The sequence below is a fragment of the Halomonas sp. PA16-9 genome (assembly GCF_009728585.1).
GTDB lineage: Bacteria > Pseudomonadota > Gammaproteobacteria > Pseudomonadales > Halomonadaceae > Vreelandella > Vreelandella titanicae.
In genome coordinates this window covers 2,269,025-2,284,045 of sequence record NZ_CP040451.1, presented here as the reverse complement: position 1 = coordinate 2,284,045, position 15,021 = coordinate 2,269,025, and the positions used below count along the sequence as shown (strand labels likewise).

Genomic DNA, 15,021 nt, shown 5'->3' with positions numbered 1-15,021 from the left:
TGATTGCTAAAGCCTGCATGCAGTATTTACCTTGTAGGCCACAGGAGTGCGCATGCTTTATTGTCTCACCCGGTCTCCGCTTCCTCTACCCATCACAGTGAGGAACAGGTAGCGAAAATACGTCGGCATCGCCATTGTCGCCAACATTTTTTGATCCGTTTCTGCCAGTAATTGAGGCGTAGACATATCAATATCGTTAAGTTGCGCCAGCCCGGTAATTCCTGGGCGAGCATTGTATACACCACGCTCGGTACGCTCTTTGATCAACTCATCTTGCGTGTATAAGCAAGGACGAGGCCCCACAAGGCTCATATCCCCTTTCAATACATTCCATAGCTGCGGTAACTCATCCAATTTGGTACGCCGTAAGAAATGACCGAATTTGGTAATTGAAGAAGAATCCGCAAGATGCGAAGCAACCCAAGCGGTATCAGGCTTCATAGTACGAAATTTAATCAATACAAACGGCTGGCCACGGTATCCCACACGCTTTTGCAAAAATAGAGGAGACCCCGTGTCCCAGTAACCGATTAAGGCTAATATAAGCAATAATGGCAGACCAATGAGTAGGCCCGTGGCAGCAAACAGGATATCAAAAAATCGTAATATTTTAGTCATGATGTCAATACCCGCATGGTTAAGTCACTATTATTACCATATAAAAATTAGATCTTGGCAACTTCCACTTCAACAAGAATACGCTTTATCACCCAAACAAAGGCAACCAAAGAGTAACGATCTCGAAGAGAAGTATATAAACAAGCTGTTTATATAGCTATAACTGTTAACCTAACAATTTAGGCATATTTTCTCATTCTATTTTACTAGTCTCACCAATTAGAAATTAAGCAAAAAAGGCTAAAACAATTCCCATTAATATATATTATTTGGTAATCCCCTCCGAAAAACCAGGGAACTCAGAAGTAGAATTTTCCGTAAGCTAAACGCAGGGATAACCTGCACGAAAAAATCACGTTTTTCAGACAGCCAAATACTTTCGATCCTTAAGTAAAAGGAAGGCGGTGCCCCGGTTCCGAAACTATGCCGTGAGCTCGGCATGAGCAGTGCGACCTTCTACAAGTAGATAGCTAAATTCGGTGGTATGGGTGCATCCATGGTGGCACGGCTGAAGGTGCTAGAGGATGAAAGCCAGCGGCTCAAGAAGATGTACTCCAAGGAACGATTGAAAGCGGACATCTTCAAGGAAAGCCATCATAAAAAGTGGTGAAGCCGTCTCGTCGCCGTGAGATGTCGCAGAAAGCCGTAAGGAGACATCACTATGGATCACAGGCTCGGCGGCCATCAATATAGTTTTGCATCGCCCACAAATTAGATGCATCGTAAAGATGTTCGGCGGCCTCCCATTGGTAGCACCTCAGGACGGGCGGACTAGGTACATAGCAGGATTCCCTTTGGTTACAGGATCCAACAAGCCAAAAAACAAAGGGTCATCGAACCCCTGCCTGCGATTAGACAACCCTGAAAACTCTATAACATTTAATGCTTAAGTTCTTATATGATCCGTTACTTTCCAGACGCCTGGTGAATTCCATACAGCATGGTGAATTAAGTCTTTTTCCGCAAGGTTATGTACCTTTCCACTAAGCGTTACTTCATGATTATGAACTTCTACTTTTATGGCATTCGCATCCTGAAGCGCCCTTCGCTTAAGTGCGTTCTCAATATTAGCCTTAACCGCCGTAGTCGTTGGCTTAGGTTTAAGAACGATCTGGTTACTAACACCAGTCACACCTGCTAAATATCGAATTGAGCTAGCAGCTAGGAGGCGCTGATATTCCCAGGGCACTTCCCCTGACAAGGTGACCCATCCATCCTCAACCATTACCTTTAATGGGTCATTTGGAATAAAAACATTCCACTCAAGCGTATTTTTTACCGCACGCGCTATATCGGCATCAGTGCGCTGATTTTCCCCTGGCAGTTGTACGTCAATTTCCACAGCGACGCCCTTTACCCCAGCCACCCGCTGAGCTGCCTTTTCCGCATGCCATTTTTCACCATAACTATCCACATGACCGGCTAATGTTACAATGCCATCTTTTACCTCTACACCAATATCCGACGCTCGGACAGAGGGTTCATCACCAAGTTCCGCAAGTACATCTTGCTGAAGTTGACTATCTGATTTCGACATTATGAATACTCCTTGTGTTATGCAGTTATAACTTTCCGTCAACCAGACTATTTTTGACTTACTTAACCTCAAGCTTTCGCCGTAATGCCTGCTTGGATTTGGGCATGGTGATTGTCAAGATACCATCCTTAAATTTGGCCTCCGCATGCTGTGTTTCTACATCTACAGGCAATGCAATCGTACGAGAAAAAGTGCCTTGCCATATTTCTGAATGGTAATATTCATCTTTCTTTTCCTCGGTTTCACCAGAGCGCCGACCTTTTAACATCACAGCATGGTCGGTGATCTCGATATCTATCTCCTTGCGATCAACACCTGGCATCTCAGCACGAACGACGAGTTCCTTTTCTCGGTCAATAATGTCGACTTTAGGGTTGCTTTGAGCAAAAAATCCGAGCCTTTCCTTGACTAAGTCATCTCTAAAGAAAGGTTTTAACCAACTACGTTCAAAGAACCCCTCCATTAAGCGGTCGAACTCCTCAAGCGGATTCAGCGACCGATTGGTTGGCAATGCGCTGGACTCCTGACCCGCAATAACAGGTTTTGTAGCAGTCTTCTCCATGATATTTCTCCTCTATGCTTTCATCTGCTTTGGATAGCACCTTCACCCATTACGTATTAATCTTAGGCACCAAAAAAACATCAGGTGTTACTTGAATATTTATAGCGCAAACAAGATTTTTTAAAAGCTAATCAACGTAACAAAAAGGTATTAAAATGATTAAAAATTGATCTAGAGCAATTTATCTTCCTTTCCAGCCATTCAAAATTCTATTCTTAAAAGGGGGGTACAACAGACTTATTAAAAATCAAAAACTTAGCAGGACAGCATGATGAGTTTTATATGGCGTTAAACTAGCCCTATTGAAACCCAAGTAGCTTATAATCTAGAAAAGAACAGCTAGTATCAAACACGATGCCAAGACGCTAAGCAAGTGGTAGATAAGAGTGAAGCACTAAATCTTGTACTCACTCTCTTGAGCAGCCTATCTACCTCACGAGGATTGATTTTGATGATTTACGACGAAGCTCAACACCAAAATATCGATAGGTTGGTACGTGCATCATTGGCCAGGCTAACGCTCGGTATTTCTCCTGCATCGGCGATGCTGACTTACTTGGACTGGCTATCCAGCCTCCAGCTTTCTCCAGGGACTCAGGCTCATCTACTACAAAAAGCAACGAAGAAACATCTACGCTTACTGATTTGGGCCAGCCATTCGGCTCTAGATCCCGATGCCAAGCCTTGTATTGCCCCTTTGCCACAGGATCGTCGTTTTCGTGATCCTGCTTGGCGTTATTTTCCCTATAACCTGCTTTATCAAGGCTTTCTTCTTCAACAGCAGTGGTGGCATAACGCTACCACCGGACCACGCGGTTTATCTCCGCATCACGAACAGGCAGTAGAATTCGGTGCCCGCCAGTGGCTTGATGTGTTCTCGCCCTCCAATTTTTTACTGACTAATCCCACTGTGCTCAAAAAGACCTTTGAAAGCGCCGGAGGTAATCTAATCCAAGGCCTGCAGCATTACTGTGAAGATATCCAAAACCACTATCTTGGCAAAAGGTCAGCGGGTACTGAAAAGTACGTCGTTGGAAAAAATGTAGCAATTACGCCGGGTAAGGTTATCTATCGCAACCATCTAGTCGAATTGATCCAGTACACGCCTACTACTGAAGAGGTGCACGCGGCTCCTATGCTCATTGTGCCTGCCTGGATCATGAAGTATTACATCCTAGATCTGTCACCGCATAACTCGCTTGTCAGGTATCTGGTCGACCATGGCCACACCGTTTTTATGATCTCATGGCGCAACCCAACGTCTGAGGATTGCGATATTGGGATGGATGACTATCGGCAACAAGGCATTATGGCTAGCCTCGATATTATCGAACATCTATTTCCTAGCCAGAAGATACATGCGGTAGGCTACTGCCTTGGAGGAACACTGTTGGCCATTACCGCCTCTGCGATGGCGAGAAATAGCGACAATCGCTTAGCTTCAATGACACTCTTTGCCGCACAAACAGATTTTCGAGAAGCTGGCGAATTGATGCTATTTATTGACGAAAAGCAGCTCGCCTTCCTTGAAGATTTAATGTGGGCTCAGGGCATTCTCGATACTAAGCAAATGTCAGGGGTATTCCAGATACTGCGCTCCAACGATTTAATCTGGTCTCGGGTCGTGAACGAGTATTTGCTAGGCACAAGGCAACCCATTAACGATCTTCTCGCCTGGAACGCGGATGCAACGCGTATGCCTTACCGCATGCACTCTGAATACTTGCGTAACCTGTTTTTAAATAATGATTTAGCCGAAGGACGTCTTCGAGTAGATGGCCGTCCGATAGCACTTAGTGATATTCAGATACCTATCTTCTGTGTTGGCACTGAGTGGGATCATGTCGCACCATGGCGATCAACCTACAGGTTGCATCTAATTGCGGATGCGCCGGAGATTACTTTTTTACTCACTAGTGGAGGTCACAATGCGGGTATTATTAGCCCCCCTGAACAATCGCATCGGCATTATCGGGTAGCCACCGCCTTTGAAGGTGACTCTTATATTGATCCAGACACCTGGCTGAAACGCACAGCAATTAAGCCAGGTTCATGGTGGGCTGCATGGCAATCATGGCTGGCAACCAGGTCTGGCTCTCTTATTAAGGCGCCCGATGTTGGTTCACAAACTTACCCACCGCTCGAAGACGCCCCTGGTAGCTATGTTAGAAAGGCGTAACGCCTGTATGGCTAGTTCTATTAAGGTGCTAGTCACTTTGTTTCTTTTATCCTGGCTGCCTCACAGAGCTAAACGATATTCAACGTTACACGCCCTATCTCTCACTACCTATAAATCCCTGTATATTTACTGCGCCACATCCCAATGAGGCACTGTAAAATACACACCACTGCTTGCAAGATTTTAATATAGCTTACATTCGCAATATTGAAACGCTCAGCCGACTCGTCAGCGGTTTTCAACAGCAAGGCATATTATCAGCTCATGGGCATGAGTACTGCCACCTTCTTAACCCTACAAAGTTGGCTGCTATTGCTGAAATAAAAACATGAGTGCGCATCGCATTACCTCTCCTTCCAGTAATGCAATTGATATCTATGAAGAAAATTCTACATACTCACCACTCTGCTTATTTATTTGAATTTGAGTTAATTGGTGTCACGAAATAGTGTGCTGTCACACTCAGTAGGCTTGCTATGGACGCTCCTAAAAGTGCCAACACCATGTCCTTCTGTGCATCCCAAATATCTCCCTGGGCACCTAGGTATGATTCCCCCAATTCCGCTGGGAAGAGTACAACCGCCAGCCACTCAGCAATCTCATAAAACGCCGAATGGGATAAAATCAGCATCACCGGTAGTAGGCGTCTTTTCACAAGATCTTTCATCAGTGGAAAAAGTAGCAGTCCATAAAGGAAATGTACCCAGCGGTCGTACTGATTACGCTCAAAGCTAAACCGTTGGTCCAGAGAAAACCCAAGCAGGGTTCTCAACCAACGGTCATACGGCACTTCAGAATAGGTATAATGAGCACCAACTTCATGAAATATCAAAAATAGAAAAATGCTTAACCATGCCAGACGTGAGACACCACCCTGATACCACAACCAACCCAATACGGGCACCGCGGCAAACACCAGAATATTTTCAAGTAGCCAATCTGAACGGTAATAAGGCGCTATGGCCAACCATATCCAGAACAGCACAAATCCAACAAACAGCCATGCAGGAAACGGATCAAGCGTTAGCAGACGAGCACGTACTTGCTTAATCCTAGACACACTCCCTACCTCTGTTTATTGATTTAGCCAGCCTGTTCGGCGCATCACAATTTTCTCGAGTTCCAATATAGTCATCATCACCATGCCGATGCTGATGACCAATACGCCATCCAAAAATGTTAACGGCTGAGTATCGAAAAGGGCTTGCATAGCAGGCCAGTAGGTAAACATCGCCTGAGCAACTATCACCACAGCGACAGCAGACAGCACAGGGGGTGCCCAGTAACCCCTGCCAACTAAATGAGGTGTAGTGTAGATAGCGCACATTAAATAGATAGAAAATTTCCAATACGACGATCAAATTGACCACCAAGGTGCGAGCCATCGGCAGCTCATCCCCACGCCCCAGTGAGTAAAAAAATACGCCCAGCACCGCTGCTAGAAAAAGGAACGAAACAAGCGCTACCCGCCAGATCAGAAAAGGTGTCAGCAACCCTTGATTAGCAGGCCTGGGACGGCGCTGCATGACATTGGGTTCTGCCGGTTCGAACGCTAGAGCTAGGCCAAGGGTGCCCGCCGTAACAAGATTAATCCACAAAATTTGCACCGCAGACATCGGCATGGAGAAGTTAAACAGGATAGCGGCAATGACCGCCAATACCTCACCGCCATTAGTGGGTAGTGTCCACGCGGTTACTTTGCGGATATTGTCATAGACAACTCGACCTTCGTTCACCGCAGCGACGATAGAGGCGAAGTTATCATCCAGCAAGACCATTTGAGAGGCCTCTTTCGCCGCATCAGTGCCTTTATGCCCCATCCCAACGCCGACATTTGCCTGCTTCAACGACGGCGCATCATTGACGCCATCGCCGGTCATGGCCACGATTGCCCCCGTCGACTGCAGGGCACGAACGATACGCAGTTTGTGTTCAGGGTTGGTGCGAGCAAAAACACTGGTTTCGTTCACGATAGCAGGAAGGTCAGCGTCTGAAATGCCATCAAGTTCACGCCCAGTCAAGACGTGTGGATCTTCTCCAAATCCTAGCTGCCGCGCAATCGCCGCTGCTGTCTCAGCGTGATCACCGGTAATCATTTTCACCGCAATACCCGCGGAATGGCATTCTTTAATGGCGGCCACCGCCTCCTCGCGCGGAGGGTCGATAAACCCTATCAGGCCAATGAAGACGAGCCCATCCAGGTCGGAAAAAGCTAGCTTATCAGCACCTGGAGCTACTGCTTTAACGGCAAAGCCGAGCACTCTTTCTCCCTGAGAGGCTGCGTTCGCGACCTTGGCGCCCCAGGCGTCTTGGTCTAGCAATGCCGTCCCTTCACCATCTATCTGGGCGACACATCGCTGCATTAGTTCATCGGGGGCGCCCTTGACAAAAATCCGACCATCTCCTGATGAATGGCGATGAAGGGTGGCCATAAAGCGATGATTAGCATCAAAGGGGATCTCATCAATTCGCGGCCATTCATGGCGGGTTAGCTCCGGCTCCAAACCAGCTTTAATGGCCAACGCCACCAGCGCACCTTCCATCGGATCGCCCATCACATGCCAGGCACCATTTTCCTGGTTCAACTGGGCATCGTTGCACAGCACTCCCGATAGCACTAAACAACCACTCTCTAGCCGCTGTTTATCCGCAGCAGCGTCATCTGTAGAAGCAGCTTCCAGCCGCCCTTCCGGCACATAACCCGAGCCTGTCACCGTGTACCGACCATGAGGGACTTCCAGCCGTCGCACCGTCATCTCGTTACGCGTCAGGGTGCCGGTCTTGTCTGAACAGATGACCGAAGTAGCGCCTAGTGTTTCCACCGCCGGTAGCTGCCGGATCGCTGCATGACGACGCGCCATGCGCTGTACGCCGATAGCCAATGTAATGGTGATGACCGCTGGCAAGCCTTCAGGAATAGCCCCCACTGCCAGGGCAACGACAGCTATCAGCGCGTCCGGCCAAGCATAGCCACGTACCAATACCGCAAAGGCAAATAGTAAGACCGCCACCGCCAGTGTGATCCAGGTAAACCACACCCCAAAATGGTTAATCTGGCGCAGCAGCGGTGTGGTCAATGGTTGTACTTCACGCAGCAAAGCACTGATGCGCCCGATTTCCGTAGCGCCGCCCGTTGCCACAACGACACCCATCGCCTGCCCTGTAGCCACCAGCGTCCCGGAATAGGCCATTGAGTGCCGGTCACCTAATGCAGCGTCCTTGGGCGCTGGTGTTTCCCGCTTTTCTGCCGCCACCGACTCGCCCGTCAGAATGGCCTCTTCGATACGCAAAGCACTCGTACGAATAAGCCGCAGATCAGCAGGTACCCGATCCCCTGGCTCAAGTGACACGATATCTCCAAGTACAATCTCTTCCACGGGTACCTTGACTCGCCTTCCCTCTCTTACCAGATAGGCGTGGGGAGCGATAAGATTGTGGATCGCGCTCAGCGCCTTTTCGGCCTTACCTTCCTGAATAAATCCAACCAGGGCATTGACCAAAACCACCGCAGCAATAACCGCAGAGTCAACGAAATGCCCTAGCAGCGAAGCGGCAAGCGCTGCCGTCAACAGAAAATAGATCAATGCGTTATGAAACTGGGCAAGAAGACGAAACAATGGATGTCGACCGGCCACCTTTGGCAACCGATTACTTCCAAAAATAACGAGGCGCTGCTTCGCGTCACCCACTGCAAGCCCGGCGGTTGAGGTTCCTAGCGCCGCAAGAACATCCTCGCTTCGCTTGGTATGGGCATCGCTGGGCGGTGAAACCAATGGAGAAACAGTATCTCGTTTAACAGTCGGCGTCTCCATCCTGTCTCCCTGGCAGACGTACTCAAAAGGAATAAGCAATCACCGTTACAGCTTGAGCGCCACCGTCACGGTATCGACTTCATCGCGGCCGGGCTGAACTATAAAACCAAATTCTTTGGCCATGTCCCGCATGGCATGGTTCTCTCTCAGGACATCGGCAAACACCTGCTGAATGCCGGCAGCACGAGCATAATCAATCATCTGCTGCATAAGCCGATAGCCAAGCCCGATCCCCTTCATATCACTACGCACCATGATCGCAAACTCCGCTTTTTCATTGTCGGGATCCGAAGATAAACGAACCACTCCCGCGATATCCTGCTTGCCAAATGGCATCGCTATAAAGGCCATTTCCCGGTCATAATCGATTTGAGTCAGGCGAGCAGCAAAGGCGTGATCAAACCCTCGAATGGCAGCAAAGAAGCGCAGCCTCACATCATCAGGGGAAGAGTGACGCAGCATATCGACCAATGCACTCTCATCTTCGGGGCGAATAGGTCGCAGGCTGTAGCGCTGACCACTGCGTGTTTCTATCGTTTGCTCAAGCTGCTGTGGGTAGGGACGAATAGCCAGCGGGCGCCGCTGATCACGCTCGGCCCTGACCACAATACGTGCATCTAGGGCAAGCACCCCAGAGGTATCGGCCAGCAACGGGTTAATATCCAGTTCGACCACGCGCTCCAAATCAATGACCAACTGTGACAATTTGATAAGAGTGAGCGTAACCGCCTCAAGATCAGCCGCAGGCCGATCACGATAGCCACGTAGCAACTTTGAGATACGTGTCGCCTGGATCATTTCCTGCGCTAACAGCGGGTTGAGAGGCGGGAGGCCAATCACACGATCACCTATCAGTTCAACGGCCGTTCCTCCCTGGCCAAACAGTATGATTGGACCAAAAATGCTATCTTCAGCGATACCTAAGATCAGCTCATGTGCGCCAGGACGACGAATCATCGGCTGTACACTAAATCCATCTAATCGCGCCTCAGACATTACTTGGCGAATAGACACAAGCATGTCTTCAGCAGCCTGCTTCACCGCACCAGGCGAGGCAAGATTCAATTGCACGCCGCCACTATCCGACTTATGCGAAATGTCTCGCGACAGGATTTTCAATACCACCGGAAAGCCAATCCGTTTTGCTGCCTCACTCGCCTCTTCCGGGGTATGCACCGTGATAGCAGAGACGGTTGGAATGCCATAAGCTGATAGCACGGCCACCGCCTCTGGCTCCGTTAGAACACTCCGCCCATCTTCCAGTACGCGGTCAATCACAGCATCCGCACTACTCTTATCGATAGTACTGTTGTTAAAAAGAGGCGGCGGCGTTTCCCTTAATGTTTGCTGGTTTCGCCAGTAACTAAACAGATGTCCGAAGGCCCGAATGGCCTGCTCGGGTGTTTCGTAACTCGGAATGTTGTGTGCCGCAAACAAATGGCGAGCTTTAGCCGGTGCACCTTCACCCAGCCAACAAGTGAGGACGGCTGTCCGCTGTGAGCCCAGAGTATCCACCACTGCCTGGGCAGCGTCCAAGCTATCGGCGACCGCTGTCGGGCAATTCATGACCAGAATCGCATCCGCTTCCTTCTCATTCAAAGTTTCGAGTGCGCCGGCGTAAAGTGCCCCTGGCGCATCACCGAGAATATCGACCGGATTGGCATGGGACCATGCAGGTGGCAGAAGATGATTCAGACGCGCTAACGCGTCTTCGGAAAGCTCGGCAAGACGGCCATGCATGTCAGCCAACTCATCGACTGCAAGCACACCAACGCCGCCACCGTTGGTGAGAATGGCTAGCCGGTCGCCTTTCACGCGAGCCCCTGTGGCCAACGTACCTGCCGCTTGAAATAGTTCATCGAGTGTTTTGACGCGCAGCATCCCAGCACGCCGAAACGCTGCATCGTAAACGGCATCAGCACCTGCCAGCGCTCCGGTATGCGACAATGCAGCCTTGGCCCCCGCATCGCTACGCCCTGCCTTAACCACCACTACAGGCTTGGTACGAGAAGCCATTCGGGCCGCCGAGAGAAATTTGCGTGCCTCAGTAATGGCTTCGACATACAGCAGGATGGAATGCGTCTTAGGGTCAAGGGCTAAGTAGTCGAGCATATCGCCGAAATCGACATCGCTCATCGAACCCAGAGACACTACATGCGAAAAGCCGATTCCCCGTGCTGCCGCCCAATCGAGGATAGAGGTCGCCACCGCGCCAGACTGCGTCACAAAGGCCACATCGCCTTTTTGGGGCATGATATGCGCAAAGCTGGCGTTGATCCCCCGATGGGGGGCTAAAATGCCCAGACAGTTAGGGCCAACAATGCGCATCAAGTAAGGCTTGGCCGCGTCAAGCATCGTCTGTTTGAGTACTTTTCCATCGGCATAATCGCCTTCGCCGAAGCCAGCTGTAATGACCACGACAGCCCGACATCCACGTTCGCCGAGTTCGCGTATAAGACCAGGAACCGTATCTGGCGGCGTTGCAATAATGGCCAAGTCGGGAACCAGCGGCAGCTCACTCACGGTGTGGTAGTTGAGGGTCGAGCGGATCGCTCTCTCCCGTAGATTGACCGTTAGGACAGGCCCGGCAAAACCAGCATCAAAAAGATTGCGTGCCAGTACCGCCCCCACAGAACCGGGGCGGTTACTGGCGCCAATCAAAGCGATCGTACTAGGTGAAAACAGGGCATCCAAATTACGAATCGACATCTAACATCTCCGATGCCAGGGATGGCCCCATCACCAACACGGCAGCTCCGGTCAGCTTGCCTTCCCTGAGATCCTTCAGTGCGTCATTAGCGGCGTGGAGCGGGTAGCAAACTGTCCTGGTCTGGATCATCGCCTCAGAGGCCAGTGATAAAAACGCCCTACCGTCCTGGCGAGTCAGATTGGCTACCGAGCGCAACTGCCGCTTCCCCAAAGCAGCGCATACGGAAAAGAGGGCATGTCACTCATATGTATACCGCCACAGACAACGACTCCCCCTTTGCGCACGGCACGAAGTGCAAGGGGTATCAGCTCTCCCACAGGTGCGAAAATGATAGCGGCATCCAGTGGCGCTTCCGGCAACTGTTCAGAGCTACCTGCCCATGTCGCCCCCAGGTACTGCGCAAATCGTTGAGACGCTTCATCCCCTGGGCGAGTAAAGGCGTGCACTTCCATGCCCTGCCATTTTGCGACCTGGGCCACAATATGTGCCGCCGCGCCAAAGCCATAAATACCGAGACGCTGCAGGTCATTGCCACACATAACCAGAGAACGATAGCCAATCAGGCCAGCACACATCAGTGGGGCTGCTTCAGCAGCGCTATAGTGGGAACTGATAGAAAAGCAGAAGCGATGATCCGCTAAGGTATATTCAGCAAAGCCACCATCTATCTGGTACCCGGTAAAACGCGCCTGATCACAAAGGTTCTCCTTCCCGTGCAAACAGTAGCGGCATTTACCGCAGCTATACCCTAGCCAAGGAACGCCCAGGCGTACTCCCTTCTCTAGCACTACACCAGGGCCGCACTTAACAACACGACCAATAATTTCGTGCCCAGGAACAATCGGATAACGGATGTCCGGCAGCTCTCCGTCAAGCAGATGCAGGTCAGTGCGACACACGGCGCACGCTTCAACTTTCAGCAGTACCTGCCCCTTTCCCGGCGTAGGAATGGGCCTTTCCTGACATTGCAACGATCCACCCTGTTGCTCAAGCACCATGACCTTCATGCGACGTCCCTAAGCACCGTAAACACCAATTTTCGTTACCTTTTTCTTAGCTGGTTTTGTATGCTGCTTTTGTGTACAAACCACTCCTTTGCTCACAGTCACTACTAGAAATCTATGGATAGTTATAGCGTAAAGTCCCGTGAAGAAAAGCTCATCAAGCAAATAAAATCACTTATTCATAATAATATTGATCTAGCGCAATCAAACTGCCTCGACAGCGCCCGCTTTTTCATAGCAGTCCACTCAACATAAGGAATTAAAACAACACCTTATCGCTCAAATAAAAATACCTATTAAATACAGCCTTGATATTAAAGGCGCAGATTTTAAAACGCTCCTGAATCAAAAATACCAGCCGATAGTGAGACATCTTTCATAGCGTCTTAACAAACGAGCTGTTTTGGGAGGTATGCCGCTTTTACGTGGCCACATATGCTCTAATGCATGAATATACCATGCGTGAAAGCGGCGCTTTAATCACATCGCAAGATTTAGCTCAGAAGAGCCTACTCTCCACTGTTCTTGGCACTCCCGAAGCACAAAACACTCTTTCGTTTTCTGTGTCACAAAGTCGAATAAAGGCTGGTGCAATTCAGGTGTAGCATTCGTTTCCAGCATCCAACCAAAGAAAGCACTCGTCGCTTCAGCGGCTTTTTCGGCATTCACTAGCAGGTGATGCCCCATATTTTCATCCACAACGAAGAAGTGCTTACTAACTTTATTGAAAAATGGAGGTTCCTTTTGCTGATTAGCACTCACGCAAGCACCAAGATCCATTTGGCTAGCCACTTCCTGCAAACTACAAAGTCTGTGCACACACTCCATACCAATCGCATCCATCAAACGACTAATGGGTGGATCAAAGGGTAGAAAACTCAATGCCAAGCCTCGGTAGCGATTTAACTCACGTACTTCGTGCAAATATGCTAAGTTCAGCTGGTCTTGCGGCAGAAAATTAAGTGCTGTCAAGTTATCCATCAATAAAGCCCTCTCACCATGTAGCAATAGCCCAACATTAGGCTGTTTTTCAGGAGGCATCCTAGTGTGAGAGAAAGCTCATTTTCTATGATCTCTGTCAATTTTTCATCACGGCATTAAGAAATTAATACTCCTCAAAAGAACATCCACCATTACCATTAGCCAATAACTCAAACTTCACCCTTGTAGTGCTAATCAAGTCTTAGCTATTTAAGCTGCCGGTTTTATAACAACCATACACGCATAAAAAAACAAAGCTATAAAGCTGACAACGGTCAAGTTTTTGTGCACCTATATTATCTATACTCTTTGAAAGCTATTGCGAGATCCCTAGCAATTGTCTGCATAAGAGGAATAAACGATGAAAGCACTTGTTTATGAAGGAGTAGGGAAACGGAAGTGGAAAGAGAAGCCCCGGCCTATAATCGAGACTCCCACCGATGCTCTTGTAAGGATAACGCAAACCACCATTTGCGGGACTGACCTGCACATCCTTAAAGGAGATGTTCCTACAGTCGAAGCTGGTCGCACTCTGGGCCACGAAGGAATCGGTATCATAGAAAAAGTAGGTGATAGCGTGAGTAGCCTCAAGCCAGGAGATCAAGTACTTATCTCCTGCATCACCTCTTGCGGACATTGCGACTACTGTAAGCAAGGAATGTATGCGCATTGCCGCGATGGAGGCTGGATTCTGGGGCATAAAATTGATGGCACCCAGGCAGAATTCGTACGCATCCCGCATGCCGACAACAGTCTCTACCACTTGCCGCCGGGGCTCGATCCTGCCGCCGCACTTATGCTGAGCGATATCCTGCCAACCGGTCATGAAATTGGCGCACTCAATGGCGGAGTTAAACTCGGCGATACCGTGGCCATCGTCGGTGCCGGGCCGATCGGCTTGGCGGCCCTACTCACCTCCCGTTTCTACTCGCCCGCACGTATTATCATGGTAGATCCCGACGAAAACCGTCTAGCCGTGGCACGTCAGTTAGGAGCTACCGATACCGTCAGTGCTGACCCGGTCGAAACAATAATGAAGCTCACGGATAGTGAAGGCGTCGATGTAGCGATGGAAGCCGTAGGAATTCCCGAGTCGTTTGATACCTGCCAGCGCATATTGCGTCCCGGTGGTCGCCTTGCCATTATCGGGGTGCATGGCCGCAGCGTTGAATTTCGAATCGAGGACTTATGGATCAAAAACGTTACCGTGCGCACTGGGCTGGTGAACACCAATACCATTCCAGTATTGATGCGTTTCCTGGAGGCAGGTGGCATTGAAGCGAAGAGCCTAATCACCCATCGGTTCGCCTTGAAAGAGATCGAGGAAGCCTATGATATTTTTTCGCGTGCTTCTTCGGAAAATGCAATTAAAGTGTTGCTGTCAGCCTAATAAGATAACTCACCGACCTAAATAAAATAAAAATCAGGACGTTAAGTACATCGAACTAATTGATTATTAATGAAAATACAAAACGAATCAAAATAAATGCAATTTTCGCCTGGCTACAAAACAAAAACACTTCAACGAGGACAAGAACATGATAACTTCAGGTCATCAAAAAAACCCTCTGAAAGCACCCGTGGCAGACAACTTGCTCGTTTTGTGGTCTCAACCTTG

Annotated in this window: 10 protein-coding genes and 1 pseudogene; 3 read left to right on the top strand and 8 right to left on the bottom strand. The window is 49.3% G+C overall.

Annotation, left to right across the window (positions count from 1 at the left end; all coding sequences use genetic code 11):
• Positions 1-57: 57 nt before the first annotated feature.
• Complete coding sequence (locus FDY98_RS10500; RefSeq protein ID WP_035537425.1) at positions 58-618, bottom strand: sugar transferase; 561 nt, start codon at positions 616-618, stop codon at positions 58-60.
• Positions 619-952: 334 nt separating this feature from the next.
• Here FDY98_RS10500 and FDY98_RS26140 point away from each other — a divergent pair.
• Positions 953-1,269, top strand: a pseudogene (locus FDY98_RS26140) (transposase); the annotation flags it as partial.
• A 235-nt stretch (positions 1,270-1,504) separates the two neighbouring features.
• Here FDY98_RS26140 and FDY98_RS10495 read toward each other — a convergent pair.
• The gene (locus FDY98_RS10495; RefSeq protein ID WP_027959254.1) at positions 1,505-2,155 is read right to left on the bottom strand and encodes a BON domain-containing protein; all 651 of its coding nucleotides are present in this window, start codon (positions 2,153-2,155) and stop codon (positions 1,505-1,507) included.
• A gap of 58 nt (positions 2,156-2,213) precedes the next feature.
• On the bottom strand, positions 2,214-2,717 hold the full coding sequence (locus FDY98_RS10490) for an Hsp20/alpha crystallin family protein (RefSeq protein ID WP_009286542.1): 504 nt from the start codon (positions 2,715-2,717) through the stop codon (positions 2,214-2,216).
• 451 nt (positions 2,718-3,168) lie between these two features.
• Between FDY98_RS10490 and FDY98_RS10485 the strand changes: the two genes are divergently transcribed.
• On the top strand, positions 3,169-4,896 hold the full coding sequence (locus FDY98_RS10485) for a PHA/PHB synthase family protein (RefSeq protein WP_101148358.1): 1,728 nt from the start codon (positions 3,169-3,171) through the stop codon (positions 4,894-4,896).
• 409 nt (positions 4,897-5,305) lie between these two features.
• Here FDY98_RS10485 and FDY98_RS10480 read toward each other — a convergent pair whose 3' ends face one another.
• The 5 genes from FDY98_RS10480 to FDY98_RS10460 all read right to left on the bottom strand — a co-directional run bounded on the left by FDY98_RS10480 (position 5,306) and on the right by FDY98_RS10460 (position 13,403).
• Complete coding sequence (locus tag FDY98_RS10480; RefSeq protein WP_027959252.1) at positions 5,306-5,956, bottom strand: DUF2238 domain-containing protein; 651 nt, start codon at positions 5,954-5,956, stop codon at positions 5,306-5,308.
• A complete protein-coding gene (locus FDY98_RS10475; RefSeq protein ID WP_442907914.1) occupies positions 5,949-8,708 on the bottom strand; it encodes an HAD-IC family P-type ATPase in 2,760 nt (919 codons plus the stop codon). The genes FDY98_RS10480 and FDY98_RS10475 overlap by 8 nt, the downstream gene beginning before the upstream one ends.
• 45 nt (positions 8,709-8,753) lie before the next feature.
• On the bottom strand, positions 8,754-11,417 hold the full coding sequence (locus FDY98_RS10470) for a bifunctional acetate--CoA ligase family protein/GNAT family N-acetyltransferase (protein WP_155705812.1): 2,664 nt from the start codon (positions 11,415-11,417) through the stop codon (positions 8,754-8,756).
• A gap of 183 nt (positions 11,418-11,600) precedes the next feature.
• Positions 11,601-12,425 carry a zinc-dependent alcohol dehydrogenase family protein gene (locus FDY98_RS10465; protein WP_340146474.1) on the bottom strand — a complete coding sequence of 275 codons (825 nt, stop codon included), beginning with the start codon at positions 12,423-12,425 and terminating at the stop codon, positions 11,601-11,603.
• Between the two features lie 477 nt (positions 12,426-12,902).
• Entirely contained in the window at positions 12,903-13,403 is a 501-nt protein-coding gene (locus tag FDY98_RS10460; protein WP_039858552.1) for a hypothetical protein, read from the bottom strand.
• A gap of 361 nt (positions 13,404-13,764) precedes the next feature.
• Between FDY98_RS10460 and FDY98_RS10455 the strand changes: the two genes are divergently transcribed.
• On the top strand, positions 13,765-14,793 hold the full coding sequence (locus FDY98_RS10455; RefSeq protein WP_027959247.1) for a zinc-dependent alcohol dehydrogenase family protein: 1,029 nt from the start codon (positions 13,765-13,767) through the stop codon (positions 14,791-14,793).
• Positions 14,794-15,021: the final 228 nt, after the last annotated feature.

What these genes read in the sequence shown, in the direction of transcription:
- FDY98_RS10500 (WP_035537425.1), bottom strand. Translation starts at nt 618, where the DNA reads ATGACTAAAATATTACGATTTTTTGATATCCTGTTTGCTGCCACGGGC.
- FDY98_RS10495 (WP_027959254.1), bottom strand. Translation starts at nt 2,155, where the DNA reads ATGTCGAAATCAGATAGTCAACTTCAGCAAGATGTACTTGCGGAACTT.
- FDY98_RS10490 (WP_009286542.1), bottom strand. Translation starts at nt 2,717, where the DNA reads ATGGAGAAGACTGCTACAAAACCTGTTATTGCGGGTCAGGAGTCCAGC.
- FDY98_RS10485 (WP_101148358.1), top strand. Translation starts at nt 3,169, where the DNA reads ATGATTTACGACGAAGCTCAACACCAAAATATCGATAGGTTGGTACGT.
- FDY98_RS10475 (WP_442907914.1), bottom strand. Translation starts at nt 8,708, where the DNA reads ATGGAGACGCCGACTGTTAAACGAGATACTGTTTCTCCATTGGTTTCA.
- FDY98_RS10470 (WP_155705812.1), bottom strand. Translation starts at nt 11,417, where the DNA reads ATGTCGATTCGTAATTTGGATGCCCTGTTTTCACCTAGTACGATCGCT.
- FDY98_RS10465 (WP_340146474.1), bottom strand. Translation starts at nt 12,425, where the DNA reads ATGAAGGTCATGGTGCTTGAGCAACAGGGTGGATCGTTGCAATGTCAG.
- FDY98_RS10460 (WP_039858552.1), bottom strand. Translation starts at nt 13,403, where the DNA reads ATGGATAACTTGACAGCACTTAATTTTCTGCCGCAAGACCAGCTGAAC.
- FDY98_RS10455 (WP_027959247.1), top strand. Translation starts at nt 13,765, where the DNA reads ATGAAAGCACTTGTTTATGAAGGAGTAGGGAAACGGAAGTGGAAAGAG.